This window comes from Sediminibacterium goheungense (assembly GCF_004361915.1).
In the GTDB taxonomy this organism is placed as follows: Bacteria; Bacteroidota; Bacteroidia; order Chitinophagales; family Chitinophagaceae; genus Sediminibacterium; species Sediminibacterium goheungense.
In genome coordinates this window covers 695,639-719,382 of record NZ_SNWP01000011.1, presented here as the reverse complement: position 1 = coordinate 719,382, position 23,744 = coordinate 695,639, and the positions used below count along the sequence as shown (strand labels likewise).

The following is a 23,744-nucleotide window of genomic DNA, read 5'->3' as shown; positions in this document are numbered from 1 at the left end:
TTAGGTTAATTAAAATAACTAGAAATTCACATTGGCCAACTGCAAGGAAATCAACTTCCATACTACTATATCCATGCATCTAAAAAAAACTTACATCCTTTTCATTCACAAAAAAAACAACCTGAATGAGGGTTATAATTTATGCTCTTGCCTAACTAATTGTTATTTCCCTATTCAACAAGGAAAAGAAAAAAGGAACAACAAACCATTCTTAACCAGATTGTTACTAGCAGCAGGTCTCGGATTAGTGAATCAGGCTACAAGTAAAGAGTTGTTTAACGACTAAGTTTGTTCTATAACAATAAATTAAAATTATTTTATACATTAAATGATTTTAATTTATTGTTATCACCCTCCCCACTAAACCCCTAAGTGACTGTTACCCTATTCAATTACCTTAAAACAGTAACCATGAATCGGTTTTTCAGAGAGATCGACCTATTGATTTACGATACCACCCAAATAGTGTTAACCGAAGCAGAGAGAGAAGAAAAAGAAAAGCGGCCCACGAAAAAGCCAGTGAATTCGACAAAGCTTTTACCGGCACCTACATAGGTTTACAGCGCAAAAAGCAGTTCGTAGTCACGTACACATATGCGAAAACCATGCAGTTTTGGGTCAATAAATTACATGGGGAACCCACTCAAAAACGAAGCCGAGCCAGAGAACAATTAGAAAAATTGAGCATAAGCGCGCTTGCCTTTTTACGCCACCATTTTTCGGAATACTTTACTGTTTTTGAACACATGCCTAGGTGTTTATGGGAGCCCTGTCAGACCGAACTGGAACAGCAATCGAAAAGCTTCTTTACCCAATACCCCCCGAATTAAAAGAAAGCGGACTGATGGATACTTTACAGAAAATATTGCTTGAGCAAAATGATACCTCACAAAAAATAGATTCCTCACAACTATCTATCATCGAACATCCATATCACTTTAACGTATTCATAATCGAAACCGCCACGCCTGCCATTGAAACAATAATACCCGCCATACCCAGGATCTCACCCGTGGTTAGTTTTGATTTTGCTTTGCGGGCAGGCACAATAATATCGGCACCGGTTTGAATACGCGGATAGTGTTTAATCAATCCAAAAAAGTATTTTTCTGTTTTGGCTATCTGACCATTGGCATACACAACATAAATACTGTTGTGGCGGGCCTTGTCTGTTAGGCCACCAGCCCTGCTCAGGTAATACTTTAGTGACCGACCCGCTTCATAGGTAATTTTAGTAGGGGCATATACTTCTCCACTGATCTTTACAAGCAGGTCTTTTTTGGGTACTTCCAATACATCGCCTTCTTCGAGATAAAGGTTTTCATCGGATGCAGGATTATCGAGTATGGTTGAAATATTGATAGCAATTTTAACCTTGGGATCCAGTAATTCAGCGACCTGTTGATTGTTTATCGAATCCGCCATTTCACCAGCCACAACCTTGGCCTTTTCATCCTCTTGGGCTTTTGCTTGCTTGTTGATACGTGTTAAGGATATGGCATCCTGATAAGCAATATCAGTGAACCCGCCTGCACGCGAAATCAAATCACTGATCCTGTCTTTTTTAGTTTGAATGGTATAATGACCGGGATACAGGACTTCTCCCTCAACCTTTACTTGTTTCTGTTCTGCATAACCTGGATTTTTTCTAACGGTGATAAGATCATAGGGTTCCAGTAAAAGCTGGTTTCCCTTGGTATCGAGATCCCGGTCCACATCGATCTGCATAATTTCAGCCAGCTTATTTGAAACAGTATTTGTATCAGCCGCTTTGATACGTCTGGCTATTTCTATTCGATACGCAGATGCCGCTTCTGTGAACCCGCCAGACTCCAGCAGAAGATCTTTGAGTGTGTATTGATTTCTATACAGAAAAACACCAGGCTTTCTTACTTCTCCGGAAACTGTAATCAGCTTTTCATCCGCCATATCTTTTATTGAACTGATTACTATGGAATCGTTTTTCTGTAAGAGAAGGTCCTTTGCAGGATCATCCATCCAGTCTTTTAGTGAGAAAGCAATCATTTCTTTGCTGTGATCAGATTTTTGTCTTTTTAAGAGTGCTCTGTTCAGGTAAGCATCCTCCCGGAACCCTTCTGCTTTTTTCAACAGTTCGCCAAGTTTCATCCCCTCTTTCAATTCGTATATACCAGGCCGATATATAGCACCGGTAATGGTTACACGGTTTTCATATTTATCCAGCACCGGTTCAATGGCAATACTATCTCCTTTACCGGGTAGGTACAGAGCGAAATCTGTCTGACTAAGATCTTTTACCCTTCGCTCCCTGTTGCTAAACTGGTTTACTTTGATATTGGCGGTATAGGATTTCTCCGTAAACCCTCCTGCATAGTCTATTAATGTTTGGGCAGTTTCATTATCCAGTAATTCATATAAGCCAGGTCGTTTAACCTCACCTGTAATCGTTACACGCTTTTGGTACACAGGTATATTAATGATATCGCCTTCTTTCAACAGTATATTCTGGCTGGTATTACCCTTCAGCAAAAACTGGTAGAGATCGGCCCTCAGGTGTACTTTGTTGTTACGAATGAGTTCAATAGATCTAAAAGAGCCGATTTTTTCCGGCCCCCCACACAGGTATAAGGCATTAAAAAGGGTTGTAAAAGAAGAAACAGTATAATTACCCGGTTTAGCTGCACCGAGTATGGTAATACGAATACTTCGGATATTACCCAACGTAAGGGTAAAATGGGTTTGACCATTACCTATTGACTTATAAACTGTTTTCACCAGCTTATCACGGATCAATTTTTTTGCCTCTTCAACAGTAAGACCAGCAAGGGTTACAATACCAACATTGGGAATATTGATGGTGCCTTCGGGCTGAACCTGTACTTTATAATGGGCCTCCTGCACACCGAAAATATTTATTTCTAATTCGTCATCAGGACCTAACTGATAATCGGAAGGGGTGGCAATTCTCAGATTGGGTTCAAAAGCCAGAGAGGCCGTGGTAAAGAGCTGTGCACCGAAAATCTTTATTTCCTGGTGATCTTTTTTTTCTATTACCGGATAATTACCAGGAATGGTTTCTCGCTGGTTATACTGAACATCTATTGCTGTTTTCTTCGACGTTCCCTTTCCTTCCAGGACAGCAATCCGTTGTTTTAGTTTGGAAATTTCGCTTTGTGGCATTCCTTTGGCTGCTGCCATCTGCTCAACTTCTGTAATGGAAACAGAAGACTGTTTCAGTTGTTGAATCAACTTACTGATATCGGCATCGGAAACCTGATCGATGTTAATTTTACTCAGGTCATTTGCTTGCAGGATATCCTGGGAAAAAAGAAGGGAGTGGAAGAACCAACAACCTAACAAAAGCAATAATTTCAAACGCATCTTCTAGAAAAATTCACAGTTTTTACATTCGCCAGGGCAATGGGATACACTAACCGGGCAATAAAGTATTCCCTGTTTTCAAGGATAATTGGATATTGATGACGCTTGCTTTAATCGGGGGTATCAAAGCAAAGTAAGTATGGACACAAGGTCTCATATTACAAATTTAATCAAATTTTAAGCTTTTTAACCAGATCATAATAATTTAATTTTAAATATAGAGAGAAGTATTCCTACCCATCCGTAGCAGAACGATCCCATCGATTCCATACCAACCGCTACAATCTGCCATAAATATGCACCAGGCATTTGAATCGGTTGAGCCAGATTAACAAGTGATCTTTATTACTTAACAATCGGAAAATGTAGTTGTCAACAGCGGGCCACTACTGTTCATAAGCATTTCATTCACACCAACCAGCCTGTGGGTGTTTTTCAACCAACTGCTTTCGCATAACTAAATCACTGTTGTAAGGGAAGAGACAGAAGAACCGAGAAATAAGGAATAAGAAATATGAAATAAGAAAGTGAAGAAAAGAAATCTCAAAAAAAACCTACCGTCGGCTAGCTCAGGAAAGGCATGTATTCACCCATCATAGATCGGCGTACTCCTCGGGATGACAGTCGAATAGTTTGATTAGTATGGTGAGGGGAGTTAAAGGATGATGCCTGTCGATAACAAAAAGTCGATGCACAGCTACGCTAAATTGAAAAACCAAAAGCCTGGCTTTAGACTTCATCCATGATAGATGAATGAAATGAATTTTAGCTTTTTTTCGACAGCCTTGATTTTTCTTGGTTACTTTCTTGGTTGTCCGCCTTTGGAGGGTATCAAGACAAAGAAAGTAAGCAGCGTGTCTGAATCAACTAGTAAACTGTGATAAAAATTAATCCCATAATGGTGATCAGATAAAAAGTACGAGTCGAAGCAGATTGCTTCGACTCGTAGCGCACAACTTACTATATTTTCAATTACCCGTACCTTTACGGAATGAACATCCGCATCGGCTACGGCATAGACTATCATCAACTAGTAGAAGGAAGAGACCTATTTATCGGTGGCATAAAAATACCCCACAACAAAGGCGCACTCGGACATAGTGATGCCGATGTACTGCTCCATGCCATCTGTGATGCTTTACTGGGTGCTGCTGCACTCGGTGATATTGGTGTACACTTTCCCGACACCTCAAATGAGTTCAAGGATATAGACAGTAAAATACTGCTGGCCAAAACAAAAACATTGATAGAAGCAGAAGGCTATAAAGTCATCAACATAGACTCCACACTCTGCCTTGAGGCCCCTAAAGTAAAACCCTATGTGCCACAGATGCAGGAAACCATCGCCAACATCTTAGGCATCACCGCTAAAGAAGTATCCATCAAAGCCACTACTACAGAGAAAATGGGGTTTGTTGGCCGCAAAGAAGGACTTGTTGCACATGCAGTTGTTTTAATTTGGAAATTTGGAAATTAGTTAATTTGGAAATGGGACCATTCAGTAAGCTCATGAGAGTACCGCACAAGTAAAAGCATTTCCAAATTTCCAAATTAATCAATTTCCAAATTCTGCTTATTCCTTCGCTTCTAAATTAAATACAACTCCCAGTCTCAAAGTATTAGAAAGCGGATTTCGTGTTACGCCGCTGCCAGAGGGTACGAGATAAGAGAAGTTGATATCCATAAAATCGAGATGAAAGCCGGCACCTACGCTGAAGTATTTGCGGTTGCCTCTGTTTTTATTTTCATAAAAATAACCACTGCGGAAAAAGAACTGATTATTGTAAGAATATTCAGCGCCCATAGAGAACTGTAACGACTTACCAAACCCTGTACCATCACCAAAAGATTTGAGCCAGCTACTCACCACACCCGTAGTTCTATAGTTAACAAGATTGGCACTGTCGGTAGAAAAATTACCCGTGGCCACAGGCGGAGCCGGTACCAGCAACTTATTCATGTCGAGTGCAAAGTTGATCTTGTTATTTTCATCTAATACCTTGGTATAGGAAACCCCTATACCGAGATTGGCGGGTATATAATCTTTATTACGTGCATCATTGGTATACCCAATTTTACTACCCAGATTCGATAATACCACGCCCCAGTTCCATCCTTCCCCATTTTCATTCAAACCATTATGGTACAACGACACATCACCCGCTACAGCATTACCTGCTTTATACACCACACCGGTACCTACATCACCCACCACCAGTCTTGAATTGATATAACGCAGGGCCACACCGATACTCATTTTTTCATTCAGTTTTCTCGAATAACCCAGATCAAATGCAAACTCACTCGGACGAACCGAATTCAATACATTACCCGAAAAATCTGTTAGCTGAATATTACCCAGACTAAAAAAGCGGAGTGTAGAAGAAATAGCCTGCTCATCATCTATGCGGTGATAGGCAGCCATACTGGCGAGGTACACATCATTCAATCCAAGATCTTTCAGCCAGGGCGTATAGTTTACTGCAATAGCAGAACGCTTGGGTGCAAACATAACTTTAGAAAGGTTCCAGAAAGGCGCATTGGCCTCCGGTGCGGTAGCAATGGCTACATCACCCATACCTCCCGCTCTGGCATCGGGCGAAATACGAAGAAAAGGAACAGCGGTTGAAACGATATTAATAGAATCCTGTGCATAAGTTACACATGAAAACATCATTACTATGATGGCTGCCAGGGTCTTTTTCTGCTTTACAAACATGAAGCAATTTATTTTAAAAAGTTTACAATTTTAGCTCTTAGCACTTAGCTTTTAGCCTTTAGCAGTTAAAAAAATCAAAGCCTGATTACTAATCGCAAAAAAATCGGGTTAAAAACCAGAACAATTGCTGATAGCTGACGGCTAAAAGCTAAAGGCTAATTACAATTAGCAGTTAAAAAAAAGTTTAAACCACCAACTAATACCAATTACTCAACGTAATTGACCCAGAAAAATGGCTAATAGCTAAAAGCTAACGGCTAAAGGCTAACAAGTAAAATTCAAACCATCAGATACATTTAAAGCAGAATGAGTTGCCCGGCATGTACAGACTTTTGGTTGCCGGACTGTATGATTATTTGGTAAATATAAACAGCTTTTTGAATTTTCCTACCCGATTCATCCCTTCCATCCCATTCTACCTGAATATTTCTTGTTCCGGGTGTCTGGTAGGGGCCGGCGAGCCTTTTAATAAGACGGCCCGACATATCATAAATCTGTACTTCCAGTTTTAGTTCCTTACCTGGCTGGTTATGCTCAAAAGAAAACCGGGTGCGGTCTCGGAAGGGATTCGGGAAATTCATCAGTTTGGTAATAGTGAGTTTTTCCTGCCTTGTCACCACATAATCCAGTTTCATCAAAGTCGAGTTATTCGCCCCATCCCAGGCTTTTAAAGTGAGCGAATGAGGCCCGTTGGCCTGCTCCGGCAAACGAAAACGGATACTGCCCGACTGCCAGCTATCCAGATCAGACAGGTACCACTCATTCAATACCCGGATGTCGCGGATCAGATCATCTATAATAAGTATGATATCGTGGCCAATGCCGTTGCCGGATGTGTTGATGCCGGAACTGTCTGAGAGATAGGCTATCAGCAATGGGGTTTCATGTGTAAGGCCCCCATTGCGAAAGAGTGTATCGTTCAGAAAGAGACGGATATCGGGACCCTTGGTATCTGTTGGTAGCGTATTGTTACCCACGAGTACAAAACCCGTATCGGCACCCGCTGCATCTGTAATGTTGTTATACGCATATAAACTGAGCTTGCCCCTTCCGGGTTGAAAAGAAACATCTTTCGGAAGAATAATGCGGAAGCGAAAACTACCCGTATCCACCGTAAAAAGTCCTTTAAACAGAATGGCCGACTGCTGCTGAAAACCCGTGCGCGGACTAGACGCATCATTCCCTAATGTCTGCACCGTCCTAACCTTATCATACAAAACCACCGACACCACACCGTTAAAATCCTTCAACCTGTTCCCCACCAAATCCAGTATATCCCCCGACAATTCGTAAGTCCGCGAGGCCCTCAGCGTATCCGCCCCCGTAACAACCATCCGTTCTATCCCGGTGATCTTTGCTCTGTTTTTCGGAAATGCCAGCTGCATAGCAGGATCGCCCAGCAAAACAAACTTCCTTGTGTTCAATACTTCTCCTGCGAGTACCACAGAATTGTTTTTGGCCATTTGAACGGCTTCACCCAGCGTTTTGTATTTGCCTGTTTGTACATCAGGCTGTAAAGCTGTACCAATAAAGTATTCATTGATGATACGGTTGCTCGATGCAAATACCAGTCGGGCTGTGCTTAACAATGCAATGGCACCGATAGTATCGCCGGTTAGCACCTGTGCACCCAGTGCATTTTTGGATGGATCATCAAAGGGATAAAAATCACAACTCGCTGTAACCACCAATGGCAAACGGGAAGCATTCTGAAAACGGTTCACTTCATTAACCGATAATACCGCTTCTTCAGCCAGCCGGAGATGGTTACCATGACCGGTATAGTTAAGAATAAGGGCACCGCTGTTAACGGCATTCACCAATGCCTCATTTGCCGCAGGAAAACGATTACCTCCACTGCCACTCACCAGCGGAAAAGCATCGAGGTAAATTTTCTGTGGTTGAAAAATCGGATTGGTATTGGCTGCCGAAACCGCTTCTGCATCGGTGAGGTGAAGGTTCTGGTCCTTATCGTCCGCCAGGAAAATGAGTTTATTGCGCCAGTCTCCAAAACGGTTGGGTTGATGGTAGGCGATAATTTTAGCCACCATTCTATTGGCCTCAGCTGCCGACCGTGCCGGTATGCGCCCCACAGCCACATCAACGGTTTGCAGGGCATTGCCTGCATTTACATCATCCATATCATCCAGCATACCAAAAAAATCATCGGAAGTAAAACTCGAAAGCGGATCAAGCGATTGCGCACTCTGATAAGTTGGTATAAAACGATAATTATTGCTGATACGATTTTTAGGGTCATAAGAGCCATTTCCCATTAGCAGTACATATTTGAGTCCGCTATTTTTATCGTACAGCATCTTAATAAAATCGCGTATGGCCGCAGGATCAGCAGTACCGCTACTAAACTCCTCGTACACCTGATCTGTACTTACTACCTGAACCGTACGTTGGTAATACTGACGGTGAAAAGCCGCCAGTTGATCGGCTGCTGCTCTAAACTGAGGATGTGTAAGAATCAGGTATTCCGGCACCACCATACCATGCAGGTTCTGGTTGGCTACTTTACCAACAGCAAAAGGTGTTAGCCATTGAGAAGGTATAAAAGCTACATATTCCCGCAACCGCGAAGCATCATTATAAAACCGGAAACCCGTTGTTCCATTATTGCGCATGACCATAATGTTACGGGGGTCAGTAATGTCCCATACCCGCATATCGGGTAAGAGGGTGGGCAGCTGAAAAGAAGCGATTGTATTGGCCGCAACAGAGCGCCAGTCCCTGAAATAGAATGAAGCCGTTGTACTGAACTGAAGAGCCCTTCTTCCCAGCACTTCAAACCGGTTGATCCAGCATTCTGCACCTAAAGCAGCAGATTGATAATCGAACTTAATCAGCAGGTTAGACTGCCCATTGCTACTGAAATTTTGTTCCTGTTCAAGATGAGTGGCATAACGGTCGAGGAAAGTACCGGTGATAGCGGGGAAGTTCAGTAAAGAACCATTGGCACCATTTACATTACTCAGCATACCCGCTGAACCATTCACATTTCTGGAAGCAAAAGAGGCACGCAGTAAAACAGGCTGCTGGGGCGATAAGCCCGGCCAGTCGATAGAAAAACTGCGGCTCTGCGAAGCACTCAATTTATCACCATACCATTCCTTACCGGAACCGATCAGATTTACCAGATCATTTTCATAGACAAATCGCTCATCATATTCCGTAACCGAAACCTGAGCAGTGTTATAGGAAGGTTGAATAGTGATTCTTTTCCCGCTACCACCAACTGTGATAAAGTAATAGGCCGAATCGCTGTAGAGATTTTTCTGGTACCGGAAACCCTGACGCAGGCTATCTTTCAGCCATATGGAAGGACCGGGTGCATAGAAGAGAAAATAATCATTCCCGCCAAACACACCATCTCCCCCATCAACCATCTCAATAGCATTTTCAGCCAGATCATCCGTATAGGGGGCATTGGCATTTTCACCCAACATAGCACCCCCATTACCATACAATCGAATAGCAGCGGAAGGAAGGTTGGTACCCAGTCCCAGTGTATTCAGCAAAGCAGCATCCACTCTATATACCCCTTGCTCCTTCACGGCAATCTTACCCCAGTTCCCCGAAGCAAGCACCGACCCCACCGCATACTGCCGCTGCCCCATTGTTGAGAGGCATAACAAGAGCAAAAAATAGGATACAATTGCTTTCAGCATACGAATATCGAAGTTAGTTATTAGCCATTAGCTTTTAGCCTTTAGCAGTTAGCCTTTAGTCCATATTAACAGAAATGATTATAAATTTTAATCCGCATCTATGCAATCAGAGCCCTTGCTAAGAGCTAATAGCTAGCAGCTAACTGCTACTCCTAACAACCATAACAAACGCACGCATCATTTTTTGAATATCCTGCACTTCAGAAACCAGGCTGTTGTAAGTGTCCTTTTGTAGATAGCCATTCAGAAGGCAAATTTCAATTTGTGTTTCAAGTTCGAAGGCAGAGCCAATTGAAATATGAATAAACCGAATCAGGTCTGGTTTTGTATCTCTTCCACAACCTTCTGCAAAATTAGAAGCTATAGAAACAGAAGCACTATTCATCTGGACTGCAAGTGCATAACGTTCATGACCTGGTAATGAACCGGTGAATTGATGAACCGAACGGGCAAATAATACCGACCGCTTCCAGATTTGCAATTTTCGAAAATCTCTCATCTGAGTACTTTAAGTCCGAAAATTAAGCGGTTGTCTGATCAATTAATACCGTATTTCCCGCATTTTTTAGCCTTTAGCAATTAGCCCATAGCAGTTAGCCTTGTCGATACAAGTAGAAACAATTATGTGGTTAAATCGACCTCTCTGAACATCAAGCTCTGCTAAAAGCTAATGGCTAAAGGCTAATAGCTAAAAGCCCAAGGCCCTGTAGTAGAATAACTACCTTAAAATTAAGCTTTTACTAACAATAGAAATACCCCGGCAGCGATTGGGTATTTGCGGAAATCTTCTATATTCGCATGTACTAAATAAGGCTATAGCGATAAAACTATACTCCACAAACTCGAGAATCTCATGCAAGTATTGAAAACAACACGGAACCTGATCTTGTTGTTGACGTTAACAGGTGCCATGTCATCCTGTAAGATTTTCAAAAAGAAACCCCAGCAATCGGCGGTTACCGGATGGAATTACAACGATAAGAACCAGGGCAATTTTAATGTCGCCAAGCCAAAAGATATTAAAGCCGCTCCCGGCCTTGTGTTTGTACAGGGTGGTACCTTCACCATGGGTGCAACACAGGAAGATGTGATGGGCGACTGGAACAATGTACCCCGTCGTATTACCGTAAACTCTTTTTTCATTGATAAAACGGAAGTAGCCAACGTACACTACCGTGAATACCTTTACTGGCTTACCAATGTATTTGGAGGTGCCGGTATGGATTCTATCGTTGAAGAAGCCAAGCCCGATACCCTTGTATGGCGCAGTGAGCTGGCTTACAACGAGCCATATGTGGAATATTATTTCCGTCACCCCTCCTACAACTACTATCCTGTAGTAGGTGTAAGCTGGAAACAGGCTACCGATTTCTGTATCTGGAGAACCGACCGTGTAAATGAGCTGACCCTGATGGGGAAAGGCTATCTGGATGCCAAGAACCAGATCAAACGATCATTAAATGGTTCAGGCCAGGATAATTTCAATACCAAAGCTTACCTGTTAGATGAGTACCAGGCTACACCCGGCAGAACAGCGACTTCTAATAAAAATCCTTTAAAAGATGCGAATGGCCGTCCAAGGACCAAAGTAACTTTTGAAGATGGTATACTGTTTGGCGACTACCGCCTGCCAACAGAAGCAGAATGGGAATATGCCGCTTACGGTTATATCGCTGAGAACCCTCAACGTAAATCAAAAGGTGCCAAACGTGGTGAAGAGCTGATTGCCAACAAACAGATTTATGCCTGGAAGAACAATGGTTACGATAACGTACGTTACACGCAGAAAAGTGCCTATCAGGGTGCTTTCCTCGCCAACTTTAAAAGAGGTGCGGGTGATAACATGGGGGTAGCGGGCGGATTGAACGATAATGCTGCTATTCCTGCAGAAGTATCTTCCTTTATACCGAACGGATATGGTATCTACAACATGAGCGGAAACGTGAATGAGTGGGTGGCCGATGTGTATCGCCCTCAGAACTCACTTGATGGCGATGATTTCAACCTGTTCCGTGGTAATGAGTTCCGTAAAATTGATATGAGTGGTGGTCAGGGTAACCTGCGCGATGATAAAGGACGTATTAAAACCGTGCTCGAAGACGATTCTACTTTACGTAACAGAAGAAACTACCAGCGCTCATATGCTACCAACTATCTCGATGGTGACTCATCCAGCTTTGTATATTATGGTTATGGAACCACCACTTTGATTTCTGATAAATCAAGGGTATACAAAGGTGGTAGCTGGAACGACAGGGCTTATTGGTTAAGCCCCGGCACACGCCGTTTTCTGGAAGAAGATTTAAGCACCAGTACACTCGGTTTCCGTTGTGCCATGAGCCACTATGGTGCTGCTGAAGGACTTTCCAATAAATCTAAAACCGGTCAGTTCTTTCCTCCCAGAAGAAACAAACGATAAGAAGGAAAAGGTAAATATAAAAAGAGCCATCTCTCGGAAGGAGGTGGCTTTTTTCGTGAATGGTCAATGGTGAATGGTGAATGAATGTAACATAAGCAAATAGCCAGTTGTAAATAGTTAGTGAAGGGTAAAATTGACCATTCACAATTGACAACTCACAAAAAATTCACCATTGACCATTCACCATTCACCATTCCCCTCACTATCTTGCAGCTATGACAATCGAAGCACTTTATAAATTATATCTCCAGCATCCATCCGTACAGACGGATACGAGAAAACTCAAAAAGGGTGATATTTTCTTTGCGCTAAAAGGAGCCAATTTCAATGGAAATCTTTTTGCGGTCAAAGCATTGGAAGCCGGTGCTGCCTATGCCGTAATTGATGAACCGGTAGAAGGAGCAGATCAGAGATGTATTCTGGTGGAAGATGTATTACAAACATTACAGGCATTGGCCGGCTACCACAGACAACAATTCAACATTCCTTTTATTGCCATAACCGGCAGCAATGGTAAAACCACTACCAAAGAACTGGTATATGCCGTGCTGGCTAGTCATTATAAAACCTACACTACCCAGGGCAACCTGAATAACCATATCGGTGTACCACTCACCCTGCTGAGTATACCCGCTGATGCTGAAATGGCTGTAATAGAAATGGGCGCCAATCACCAGAAAGAAATTGCAGGTTATTGTGTGTATACCGATCCAACCCATGGCATCATCACCAACTGCGGCAAAGCACATCTGGAAGGTTTTGGCGGCATTGAAGGGGTACGAAAAGGGAAAGGTGAATTGTACGATTATATCAGGGCTCACCATGGAACCATATTTAGGTGTAACGATTTTGATTACCTGCATACTATGAGTAAGGGCATTGAAAAAGTAATAGGTTATGGTACAACAGAAGGTGAGATAACAGGAGAAGTAATAGCCAGTGAACCTTTTCTGGAAGTGCATATTGCCAAAGGTGCCGGATTTGAGCGGGTAGCTACACAACTGGTAGGTGCTTACAATGTATCGAATGTATTATGTGCCATAGCCATTGGTAAAACATTTAAAGTGCCGGATGAGAAAATAAAAAAAGCCATAGAATCTTATGCCCCATCAAACAGCCGGTCGCAGATGGTAGAGAGAGATGGTAACCATATTATTCTGGATGCCTACAACGCCAATCCCACCAGTATGCGGGCTGCTGTAGAAAATTTTGCAAATCTGAATGCACCAAAAAAAGTATTGATGCTGGGCGGTATGATGGAGCTGGGTGAAGATAGCATAACTGAGCACCAGCAGATGATAGACCTCATTAATAGCTTTACCTGGCATCAGGTGGTTTTGGTAGGTGGTAACTTCCAAAAAACGCAACACAGTTATTTGTTCTTCCATGATTCGACTGAAGCGGCAAGCTGGTATAAACAACAAAACTTCTCCGGAACACATTTTCTGATTAAAGGATCGAGGAGTATGCAAATGGAAAAGATATTAGGGTAGCGGAAAGCTCTTCAGTATACTTCTGTATCATTCTGTGTCCTCAGTAGCAGTACATATTTCCACTGAGAATACAGAAAAGTGGTACATTATTTATAGCCGTAACTAAAGTCACGCTATATAACCTGTTTGCTCCCCAAATTGCAGTATGAAACGGATGTATTCATTTATACAAAAGATAGATTGGGTATTGATGATAAGGCTAATGGTAGCTGGTTTGTTTATTACCATAGCATTTGCTTACAAAGACTGGCTACCAGCATTATTTGGCTTCACCATATTTGTAACCGGACTCATTGCACACAAAACCAAACGGGGATGCGGGTATGCAAACTGTCAGCAATAAGCTCCTGAAATTAAATCGTACCTTTGTACTATAATAGATGTAAGAAATGCCAGAGAACAATAAAAAGCGATGGTACCTATGGAGCGTATTAAACAACCGTTGTCCACGTTGCCGGAAGGGAAGGATTTTTAAAAGTCAGGAGCCTTATAAACTCAAGACAAATGTAGATATGCACGAGAACTGCCCTGTTTGTGGACAGCCCACTGAAATTGAAGTAGGATTTTATTATGGGACAGGTTATGTGAGCTATGCATTATCCGTAGCTTTTCTGGTATCTACTTTTGTAGCATGGAAAGTACTCATCGGCATGACTTTCTCTATCGACGATAACCGTATTTTCTATTGGATGGGAACCGCTTTTGTATTACTACTGGTATGTCAGCCACTCATTATGCGTTTATCACGTACCATGTGGTTAAGCTGGTTTGTAAAATATGATCCTGACTGGAAAGAACATCCCATTAAAACACCGGAACGTATAATACCTGAGCAGATGAATAACTGGTAACCCATACAGTTATACCCATTTTCTCCGTGAAACTCCATGTACCACTCAGTGCAACTCCGCGGTTAAAAAAACGCAACTACCAACAGCTAGATTACATTAAGTGATACATGGCGTATTAACGATCGGTCACTAAAAATCACTTCGTACTCTTCGTTCGGAATCCATTTACGATCGCAGCAGCCGAATCAGACAACTGAGCCTTCACCGCAATACCACCACTTTTAATAAAACCTATGAAATGACAGCTGTCCTGTTGTGCAGCAACGTAAAGGGTTTTAACAATCTGACCTTTAGAAAAACAGAAAAATTTAGTATCATATTCACAGCTCGTCTTATCAACAAAAGCATTATTGATTTCAGTTAGCGTAAACAGATGAATGATGGCACTATCGTTTAATCCATAACGTTTATATACTTTCAAATCATTGATATCTGCAAAAAAATGCATATCAATACTATCCACCGTTCTAAGCTCAGGCAGTCTGTGCATATCAACCTGAGCCATATCATCTGTAACAGCTGTTTCTTTTACATGATTACCTTCCCCGCAACTTGCAATGATCACTATCAACATCAGTAAACTTAGGTATCGCATAACAACTATTTTATACAAAGAAATAAAAAAACCGCTCCTGACAGAAGCGGTTTTAAAAAAAGTATATTCCTGATTATTGTCCTTTTGCAGGGAATCTTGTCCAACTCGCCATCCAGTTGGTAGTTCCGAATGCACCTACATGTGTAGTAGTAGTAAAGAAGGCATCCAGACCTGTAAAGCTGGCACCTGTTAAGGCATCAGACCCTGTGGCAGGCAATAGATTGGGTGAAGTAAGTGAGAAGGGAGCTGTTAACTTGATATCAGCTGCATCCGTATAGGTTTTACAACCTTCAGATTCTGCTTTTGTTTTCATAGCAGCGGCTGTTAAAGTTGCAGAAGTTAAACCTGAAATTTTATACGGTTCTGCAACTGCGTGTACCAGGTTATTTTTAAATTCTGAAGTACCACCGGCACCGCTGTAATCATTGGCAGTTCCATCAGACTCAATAGAGAAACCACCTTTCTGCCAACCCATTAGAATAGAGTTACGCAGTACAAAACGAACCGATCTTCTCCATCTGTTACCAAAATTATGGTTAGCAGCAGTACCAGCCGCGTTATTGGGACCTACAAAAGTAAAGTTACTTAATACAGGACGTGTATAAGGAGTAGCAGTGGTACCAGAACCATCGTTATCAGCTTCAATACCATTACCTGCATCACCATTATCAACGAATGAAGGATCTCGTAATGCAACACCATATTGAATTTTACCGGTATAACCAAAATCGAAATCGAAATCATCATCTGCAGTACCATAAGCTACCAGATACTTAGCGTTTACATTTCCACCAAAGAATTCATACGCATCGTCGTTACCATAAACGATCTGAATATTTTCGAGCGTGGTTCCACTACCAACACCACCTAAAGTAAGACCGTTGATTTCAGAACCAGGGAAAGCAGCAATACCTGCATATTCAATACGCACATATTTCAGACTACCAGAGTTATCTGCATCATTGGTACCACCATAAGGACGATCCAGACCACCTTCAATAACCGGCGTAGAAGAACGGTTGGTTTTAGCAAAACCTAAAAGCACAACGCCACCCCAATCGCCAGGATTACGAGCACCAGCATCCATACCTGAAGTAAATACAATGGGTTTATCCGCAGTACCATTGGCAATCAGTTTACCACCTCTTTCTACACAAAGTGCGCCTTTTTCTGTTTTATCACTTTTAATAACGGTACCTGGTTCAATGGTAAGGGTTACACCATTGGGTACATATACATATCCTTTCAGGGTCCATGTCTTATCAGCTGTAAGGGTTTTGTTTTCCAGCAGCGAGCCTCTTAATACAGTTGCATTGGGATCTGCAGGAGGATCAACAATCGGATCATCATTGTTCTTAGTACAGGCTGTCATCGTTAAAGCAGCGAGCGCTACCATAGCCAGACGTGAAATCAAAAGAGAACGTATCATTTTCGTTGTTTTTATGCTGCAAAAGAACCACAGCAATGTAATGGGTATGTTACGGGAAGATTAACTAATTGTTACCACCCTGACTTATACAATAAAAAAAGGGCCACCGTTTGTATGGATGGCCCTTCTAATCTTCCCCCCAAAGGAAATTAGAAATTATAAGAAAATCCTATACCCCAGCTGCTACCGAACAGGTTACTCCACTGAACCCTGTCATCCTGACTCTTATAACCGCGGTTTTCTTTTTTAGATTCGACATTGTTATAGAAAATCTGTCTGCTGTTAAGCAGGTTGGCCAGATTGACTTTGATTTCACCTTTCTTCTTCAACACCTTTTTAGACAGTTGAAAATCCAGTACACTTCTACCATTCTCATATACATCCGGAATACCAAATGCACCCACTGTTTCAATTCGCTGTCCGATTCGGTTGAACAATACGGTACTGCTCCAGTTGCCTTTATCATCTGCATAAGTAAGGCTCAGGTTTACCAGATAAGGCGATTGGCCCTGCATAGGTCTTTTTAAATCATATGGATTGGATGCTGCAGAAAGGTCTACAGAAGATTTAATCAGTGAAGTGTTGGCACTGAAAGTAGTATTCTCCAGGAACTTACCATCACCAAACATAGAAAGCTTTTTACGCAGATCCAGTTCAATACCATAGGCATAGGCATTATCGGGATTAAAGAAAGTAATAACCTGGTACTCAAGAGAAGACTCACCTGACATACGCTGCTCAATAGGCTTACTGAAATGTTTGAAGAATACAGAAGCTGAAATGATTTCTCCACTCTGCGGATAGGTTTCAAAACGCAGATCGATATTGGTATTCTGGCTTCTTTCCAAAGCACCGTTACCACGGATGATGGCAGCTCTTACGAAATCGAAATAAGAGAAATTGGCAACTTCACGGAAATCAGGTCTTGAAACCGTTCTTGAAGCAGAGAAACGGAGATTCGATTTATTATTAAAGCTATAGATCAGGTTTAGAGAAGGCAGGATATCCAGGTAATCTTTATTGATAACCGTTCTGGTACCACTTACGTTACCTGTTTTTACTTCATAGTTAAAGGTTTCAGCACGTACACCCCAGATCAATCTCCATTTTTCATTGAACTTATTATCAAACATCAGGTAAGAACCGGTTAGCAGTGAATTCGCATCGTAACGGTCTGTATTGTTAGTGATTTCATTGAGGTAGAAACCATTGGTGTACATATTGGCATCGTTAAATACCCTTCCTGGTGAAAGGCTCAACAAAGCTGTATTGAAACTGGAAGGGTTAGCCTGCTCATAACGGAAGGCACGCGCGCTAAAATTACGGATCTTATATTGTGCCAGTACACCTGCTTTCAGGCTTGATGTGGTATTACCCCATTTCAAAGGTTTGCTGTAATCTACCTTACCACCCAGTGTATTTTCATCCAACTCACTCCAGAAACGATAGGTGTTACGCAAAGCAACTGTATAGGGAATGCTTTTATCATTTACCTGAGAAAGACTTTTCTGGTAAGGCTGAGAACGGTAGTCGGGCTGATCTTTCTTCGTAAAGGCAAAGTTCAGGTTCCACTTAAGCTTATTGTTGTTTTTACCCAATGCATGTTCACCTTCCAGCTGAGAGCTGAAGATAGTTTTGATCATGGCGATGGAAATTCTGTTTTTATTGATATACTGAAGGTCATTAAAGTTGGCACCTTCGCGAATGGTATTGCTGTTTTCAAATACCCTATTGAACAGGTTCTTTAATACCAGCTTATTTTTTCCCTTCTTATAACCCACATTCAATAAAGCACCCAGACTGGTATTGAAGGAATAAGAAGTATCTGCGTAATCGAATAAAAGGTTGGTGGTAGAAGTAGCATCACCATATTGCTGACGATCGGTAAGTTGAATGGTTTGCGAGTTTCTGTAGGTAACAGCACCGAGCATACCGAAAGAAGCACCGTTCTTACCATTGAATTTTTTAGCGAAATTAATTTGCCCGTTCAGCGAAGGCAAGGCTTTAGAAACCTGGTCACCATAGGTATTGTACATCAGTCTGGAAGCCTGAATTTTCTGATTGATATCAAAGCTTCTCCATCTGTTGGTAGAAGGGAAAGAAGAAGGAAAAGTTCTGGTTCCATCATCAAAACCTAAATAATCCAGATCACCCCTATGGCCGATATTGAAATCTTTACCGGTAGAAATGCTGTTGTAAGAAGTAGAAAGGGCTAATCCAAATGCATTTTTGAAGGGAATATCCTTGGTTGTTACCTGAACAATACCACCGGAGAATTCACCGGGCATATCAGGCGTAGCCGTTTTATTAATGAGTACATTATCAATCATGTCAGAAGGAACGATATCGAAAGAGAAAGTTCTTCTGTCAGGCTCGGTACTCGGCATCACCGCTCCGTTGATAGTAGCCACATTATAACGGTCATTCAACCCTCTTACAATTACATATTTATCATCCTGAACGCTGGTACCTGTAACACGCTTCAACACTTCACCCACATTACGGTCAGGAGATTTTTTAATAGATTCCGAAGAAATACCATCAGAAACACTGGTATTATTTTTCTGCAGACTCAATACTGCTGATGCAGATTCTCTACGGGCAGGCGTAGCAGTAACCACTACTTCATCCAGTTCTTTTTTCTGGTCGGCGAGAATAACATTGAGTTCATTGGTTTGTCCTGCAACGATGACAATTTCACTGATGGTTTTGGTTTTATAACCGGTCATAGAAAAGGTGAGCTCATAGGTGCCGGGAGCAAGGCGGATACTAAAACGGCCCTCTACATCGGAAATCAGGCTGATTTTTTTAGCCGCATTAAAGATGGCAACGCCGGTAATTACTTCATTATTAGAGCCGGAAGAAACCTTACCTGTTAAGGTGCCTGTCTGAGCAAACATAGCAGTAAAAGAAAAAAGAGCCAGCAGGGTCGAAATAATAGATTTCACAGTGTTTATTTTGCTGCAAAAGTATTTCGGCAATGTTACCGCTATGTTACCCCAATGTTAAGGGAATATTACCTGAAGGCAATTAAGGAGAAATTAAGGGGGAGTCGGCTTTGAATCTGGGGGAACTCTCTTATTCCGACGCGTCGGGACTTTTCAACCACTTCTTTATAAGAGCCAACCCGCAATCAATTGCAAAATATACTTTCTTGATTTCATAGCCTTAATTTGTCGTTCACGTCTTATTGCGTCATTTCTTGTTGAAAAAACCTCAAATTAAACAAGCCGGAGTGGTCTTTTACTGGCAGTATATTTACTCATACCATCATAATGTTTTGACATCCGGCTATCCAAATCATTACATTGACCAATATAAAAGGAATGATCCTTCAGGCTTTGTAATATGTAAACATAAAAACATTGACTTACGTTCATCAGTCAAAACTCAACCTCTTGGAGCAATAATAAAAGCGTATTTGTACATGAAAATATACTTATTGGAAAAGGTGTATAGGAGAGATTAATATATTGTTTAGAAGCACTAGAAACAAAAAAGCCTTACGAAAATCGTAAGACTTTTAGCAGAGAGGAAGGGATTCGAACCCTCGATACGGTTTCCCGTATACACACTTTCCAGGCGTGCTCCTTCAACCACTCGGACACCTCTCTATATATTTCTACTACTCTTATAATATTAACTACTTCATTCCTTAATACGGTTTCCCGTTTACCCACTTTCTCCCGACTCGTCGGGACTACTTCAATCCGCCTAGGCGGAACACCTCTCTGTATTACTTTACTTTATACACTTGAGAAATGGAATGCTTACACCTTCAATTCTCTTAATGCAAAACATTTCTATGTATTTTTAAGGACTGCAAAAGTAATGCTTACCCCCTCAGCTTCCGAATATTTTTTGGGCATTGGCGGTGGTAATGGTGGCTATTTCATCCAGCGTAACCCTTTTTACTTCTGCCAGCTTTCTGGCCACTTCCATCATATAACTGCTCTCATTGCGCTTTCCGCGATAAGGTACCGGACTCAAATAAGGCGCATCTGTCTCCAGTACCATATGTTCCAGGCCTATTTTATCCAGCGCTTCAGGTAAACCGGCATTTTTATACGTTAATACCCCTCCAATACCCAACATAAAGTCCATCGATACAATCTGCTTTGCCGATTCATAACTGCCGCTAAAACAGTGAAAAATTCCTTTCAGGCCATTTGCTGCATAGGGTTTTACCATATCAATGGTTTCCTGCATGGCATTACGGGTATGAATGACAATGGGCATTTTCCGCTCGAGGGCCCAATCCATCTGCCGGGCAAAGGCATTTCTTTGCTGATCGGCAAAAGTCTTGTCCCAGTAAAAATCCAGCCCGATCTCACCCACCGCTACAAATGGTCGCTTATTCAGCCAGTCCAATACAATGGCCAACTCCTCCTCCACTTTTTCATTTACAGAACAGGGGTGCAATCCCATCATGGCATAACATACTCCGGGATTGGCCGCTTCGAGGGAAAGCATGGCATCTATCACCTCGCTATCAATCGCCGGCAGGTAAAATTTTTCTATCCCTACCTGTCTGGCCCTGTTAATAATTTCCTGGCTCCCGGTACCAAATTCTGTGGAATATAAATGACAATGGGTATCAATCAACATCATAGTATAAAATTGATGATTATTCACCAGCCTACCGCATGAAACCACTGATTTCAGTTTTTTTTCATGACCGGAAAATAAAAAGTTTTGGTTACTCGTTATTAGTCAGCGACCCTAAAAAGATCAACAGGCGATCAAAAGATTCAATGCCGATAGCAATCGGCAAAAGATTGTTTTCATAGGGTACGGATTAAAACAGAGCCGGAGTTTCTACTCCGGCTATTTTTATTTATATCAGCTTATCAAATGCATATCCTTCGGCTGAAAAATGTTGTAAAACGGCTGGTAGTGATCCCGACATCCTTTCCCAGGCTTTTTCGCTATCATGAAACAAAACAATAGAGCCGGGTTTTGTATGGTATAAAACATATGATAAACTTGCCTGTGGGGTAAGATTTGTATCAAAATCAGCACTTAATACATCCCACATAATAATCTTCATCCCCTTTCCCTGTAAACCTCTGATCTGCGATCTTTTAACCCTTCCGTAGGGCGGCCTGAAAAGATTGGATTGAATGTATGCAGCGGCCTGCATCGTATCATTGACATATTCCACATCATCTGTTTTCCAGCCATTCAGGTGATGGTGAGTATGATTACCCACAGCATGTCCTTCTGCCAGTATTCGCTGATAAATATCCGGCCTGGCTGCTACATTTTTACCAATACAAAAAAAGCTGGCTTTGGCACCATAAGCCGCCAGTTGATCGAGTACAAAAGGAGTTGCAACAGGATGCGGACCATCATCAAATGTGAGATAGATTTTTTTCTCCCCGGCAGGCATCCGCCATACCAGTGAGGGATACAAGGCCCTTAACCACCAGGGTGTTTTGGTGAGATACATGAAGCAAAGATAGCGGATGGCGGATGGCTTATGGCGGATAGTTTATGGCAAGTAGCCTATTGTTTATAAATCTTCTTTGCTTAACAAATGACCATTAGCCATGAACTATAAGTTATAAGCTCATTCCATAACTAATAAGCCATTACCTATAGGCTATATGCTATCAACTATCTGCTATCTTTGCCCCATGAACAGAAAAGTACGTGTGCGTTTTGCGCCCTCTCCCACTGGCGGACTTCACCTCGGTGGTGTAAGAACCGTTTTATTCAATTATTTATTCGCCAAACAAAATGGAGGTGATTTTATTCTTCGTATTGAAGACACCGACCAGACCCGTTTTGTACCCGGCGCGGAAGACTATATTTTTCAGACATTGGAATGGTGCGGCCTCATTCCTGATGAGAGCCCGAAACATGGCGGCCCCTATGCTCCTTACAGGCAAAGTGAGAGAAAGGATATGTACAGACAGTATGCTGAGCAACTGGTTAAAGACGGGTATGCCTATTATGCATTCGACACCCCGGCTGAACTGGAAGCCATGCGTGTTGATTTTAAAACTGCGGAAAACCCATCTCCGCAATACAATCAGCAGATACGTGCCAAAATGCGCAATTCACTTACACTGGGTGAAGAAGAAGTAACACGTTTGCTCAATGAAGGCATGCCATATGTGATACGTATTAAAATGCCGGAAAATGAAACTGTAAGTTTTACAGATATGATACGCGGCGAAGTAAGTTTTCATACTTCACAGGTAGATGATAAAGTATTATTGAAAGCAGATGGTATGCCTACCTATCACTTGGCTGTGGTAGTAGACGATTACCTGATGCAGATATCACATGCTTTTCGTGGAGAAGAATGGTTGCCTTCTGCACCGGTACATTTATTATTGTGGAAATACCTTGGCTGGTTAGAAAGCATGCCACAATGGGCTCACCTGCCGCTGATATTAAAACCTGATGGTAACGGCAAACTCAGTAAGCGTGATGGTGACAGACTGGGCTTCCCGGTATTTGCCATGGACTGGACCGATCCGAAAACCAATGAAACCACCATTGGATTTAAAGAAAGAGGATTTATGCCTGAAGCTTTTGTAAACCTATTGGCGATGCTGGGCTGGAATGATGGCACAGATCAGGAAATTTTCACATTGGAGGAATTGATTCAGAAATTCTCGATGGATCGTGTACACAAGGGCGGTGCTAAATTCGATTATGAAAAAGCCAAGTGGTTTAATCATGAGTGGATCAAAAAGTCAGATGCCACTTCACTCACCCCTGCAGTTCAGTCTTTACTGGCAGCACAAAATATTACTGAAACAGATATTTCATTCCTGCATACGGTTATTAACCTGGTAAAAGAGCGCTGTACTTTATTATCTGATTTTACAGCACAGGGTATTTTCTTTTTTGAGGCACCACAACAGATTGATACAGATTCCATCAAACCCAAATGGGATGAAAAGAAAAACCTGTTCTTCACCGAACTCATACGTGCCTATGAACTGAGCACTTTATGGGAAGCCTCCGATCTCGAAAAAGAATTTAAAGAACTGGCTGCAGCCAACCAACTGAAAACAGGTGAGTTAATGCTGCCTTTCCGTATTATGCTGGTGGGCGGTAAATTTGGCCCAGGTGTTTTTGACATCGCAGCATTGATTGGAAAAGAAGACACAGTGAGCCGAATTAAGCATACACTTTCATTATTGTCTTAGTAAAATAGTATTGCCGCAGAGGGCACAGAATA

General features: G+C 42.0%; 16 protein-coding genes and 1 tRNA gene. 6 read left to right on the top strand and 11 right to left on the bottom strand.

The genetic code is table 11. The features are described 5' to 3' along the window. Positions 1-933 precede the first annotated feature (933 nt). Positions 934-3,360: an SLBB domain-containing protein gene (locus tag BC659_RS10815; RefSeq protein ID WP_133474770.1), complete on the bottom strand. Its 2,427-nt coding sequence runs from the start codon at positions 3,358-3,360 to the stop codon at positions 934-936. A gap of 991 nt (positions 3,361-4,351) precedes the next feature. Here BC659_RS10815 and ispF point away from each other — a divergent pair. Continuing rightward, the gene (gene ispF, locus BC659_RS10810; protein WP_133474769.1) at positions 4,352-4,837 is read left to right on the top strand and encodes a 2-C-methyl-D-erythritol 2,4-cyclodiphosphate synthase; all 486 of its coding nucleotides are present in this window, start codon (positions 4,352-4,354) and stop codon (positions 4,835-4,837) included. 96 nt (positions 4,838-4,933) lie between these two features. Here the strand turns inward: ispF and porV are convergent, their stop codons facing one another. From porV to BC659_RS10795, 3 genes are all read right to left on the bottom strand, one after another. After that, complete coding sequence (porV, locus tag BC659_RS10805) at positions 4,934-6,079, bottom strand: type IX secretion system outer membrane channel protein PorV (RefSeq protein ID WP_133474768.1); 1,146 nt, start codon at positions 6,077-6,079, stop codon at positions 4,934-4,936. A 296-nt stretch (positions 6,080-6,375) separates the two neighbouring features. Then, complete coding sequence (gene porU, locus BC659_RS10800; RefSeq protein ID WP_133474767.1) at positions 6,376-9,756, bottom strand: type IX secretion system sortase PorU; 3,381 nt, start codon at positions 9,754-9,756, stop codon at positions 6,376-6,378. Between the two features lie 139 nt (positions 9,757-9,895). Further along, a complete protein-coding gene (locus BC659_RS10795) occupies positions 9,896-10,255 on the bottom strand; it encodes a four helix bundle protein (RefSeq protein ID WP_133474766.1) in 360 nt (119 codons plus the stop codon). Between the two features lie 354 nt (positions 10,256-10,609). Here BC659_RS10795 and BC659_RS10790 point away from each other — a divergent pair, with 354 nt between their 5' ends. From BC659_RS10790 to BC659_RS10775, 4 genes are all read left to right on the top strand, one after another. After that, complete coding sequence (locus BC659_RS10790) at positions 10,610-12,175, top strand: SUMF1/EgtB/PvdO family nonheme iron enzyme (protein WP_133474765.1); 1,566 nt, start codon at positions 10,610-10,612, stop codon at positions 12,173-12,175. 215 nt (positions 12,176-12,390) lie between these two features. Continuing rightward, complete coding sequence (locus BC659_RS10785) at positions 12,391-13,668, top strand: UDP-N-acetylmuramoyl-tripeptide--D-alanyl-D-alanine ligase (protein ID WP_133474764.1); 1,278 nt, start codon at positions 12,391-12,393, stop codon at positions 13,666-13,668. A gap of 145 nt (positions 13,669-13,813) precedes the next feature. Continuing rightward, complete coding sequence (locus BC659_RS10780; protein WP_133474763.1) at positions 13,814-14,011, top strand: hypothetical protein; 198 nt, start codon at positions 13,814-13,816, stop codon at positions 14,009-14,011. Positions 14,012-14,180: 169 nt separating this feature from the next. Further along, positions 14,181-14,519 carry a DUF983 domain-containing protein gene (locus BC659_RS10775; protein WP_342775732.1) on the top strand — a complete coding sequence of 113 codons (339 nt, stop codon included), beginning with the start codon at positions 14,181-14,183 and terminating at the stop codon, positions 14,517-14,519. 136 nt (positions 14,520-14,655) lie between these two features. Here the strand turns inward: BC659_RS10775 and BC659_RS10770 are convergent, their stop codons facing one another. The 7 genes from BC659_RS10770 to BC659_RS10740 form a co-directional block, all read right to left on the bottom strand. Beyond that, positions 14,656-15,114 carry a hypothetical protein gene (locus BC659_RS10770; protein WP_133474761.1) on the bottom strand — a complete coding sequence of 153 codons (459 nt, stop codon included), beginning with the start codon at positions 15,112-15,114 and terminating at the stop codon, positions 14,656-14,658. A gap of 73 nt (positions 15,115-15,187) precedes the next feature. Further along, complete coding sequence (locus BC659_RS10765) at positions 15,188-16,543, bottom strand: T9SS C-terminal target domain-containing protein (RefSeq protein WP_133474760.1); 1,356 nt, start codon at positions 16,541-16,543, stop codon at positions 15,188-15,190. 149 nt (positions 16,544-16,692) lie between these two features. Then, positions 16,693-19,491: a TonB-dependent receptor gene (locus BC659_RS10760; RefSeq protein WP_133474759.1), complete on the bottom strand. Its 2,799-nt coding sequence runs from the start codon at positions 19,489-19,491 to the stop codon at positions 16,693-16,695. Positions 19,492-19,764: 273 nt separating this feature from the next. After that, a complete protein-coding gene (locus tag BC659_RS17140) occupies positions 19,765-19,923 on the bottom strand; it encodes a GIY-YIG nuclease family protein (protein WP_133474758.1) in 159 nt (52 codons plus the stop codon). Positions 19,924-20,070: 147 nt separating this feature from the next. Further along, a tRNA-Ser gene (locus BC659_RS10750) sits at positions 20,071-20,157 on the bottom strand. Positions 20,158-20,386: 229 nt separating this feature from the next. Continuing rightward, on the bottom strand, positions 20,387-21,154 hold the full coding sequence (locus tag BC659_RS10745) for a TatD family hydrolase (protein ID WP_133474757.1): 768 nt from the start codon (positions 21,152-21,154) through the stop codon (positions 20,387-20,389). Positions 21,155-21,380: 226 nt separating this feature from the next. Beyond that, positions 21,381-21,995: a polysaccharide deacetylase family protein gene (locus BC659_RS10740; RefSeq protein ID WP_133474756.1), complete on the bottom strand. Its 615-nt coding sequence runs from the start codon at positions 21,993-21,995 to the stop codon at positions 21,381-21,383. Between the two features lie 187 nt (positions 21,996-22,182). Between BC659_RS10740 and gltX the strand changes: the two genes are divergently transcribed. After that, a complete protein-coding gene (gene gltX / locus BC659_RS10735; RefSeq protein WP_133474755.1) occupies positions 22,183-23,712 on the top strand; it encodes a glutamate--tRNA ligase in 1,530 nt (509 codons plus the stop codon). Positions 23,713-23,744 lie beyond the last annotated feature (32 nt).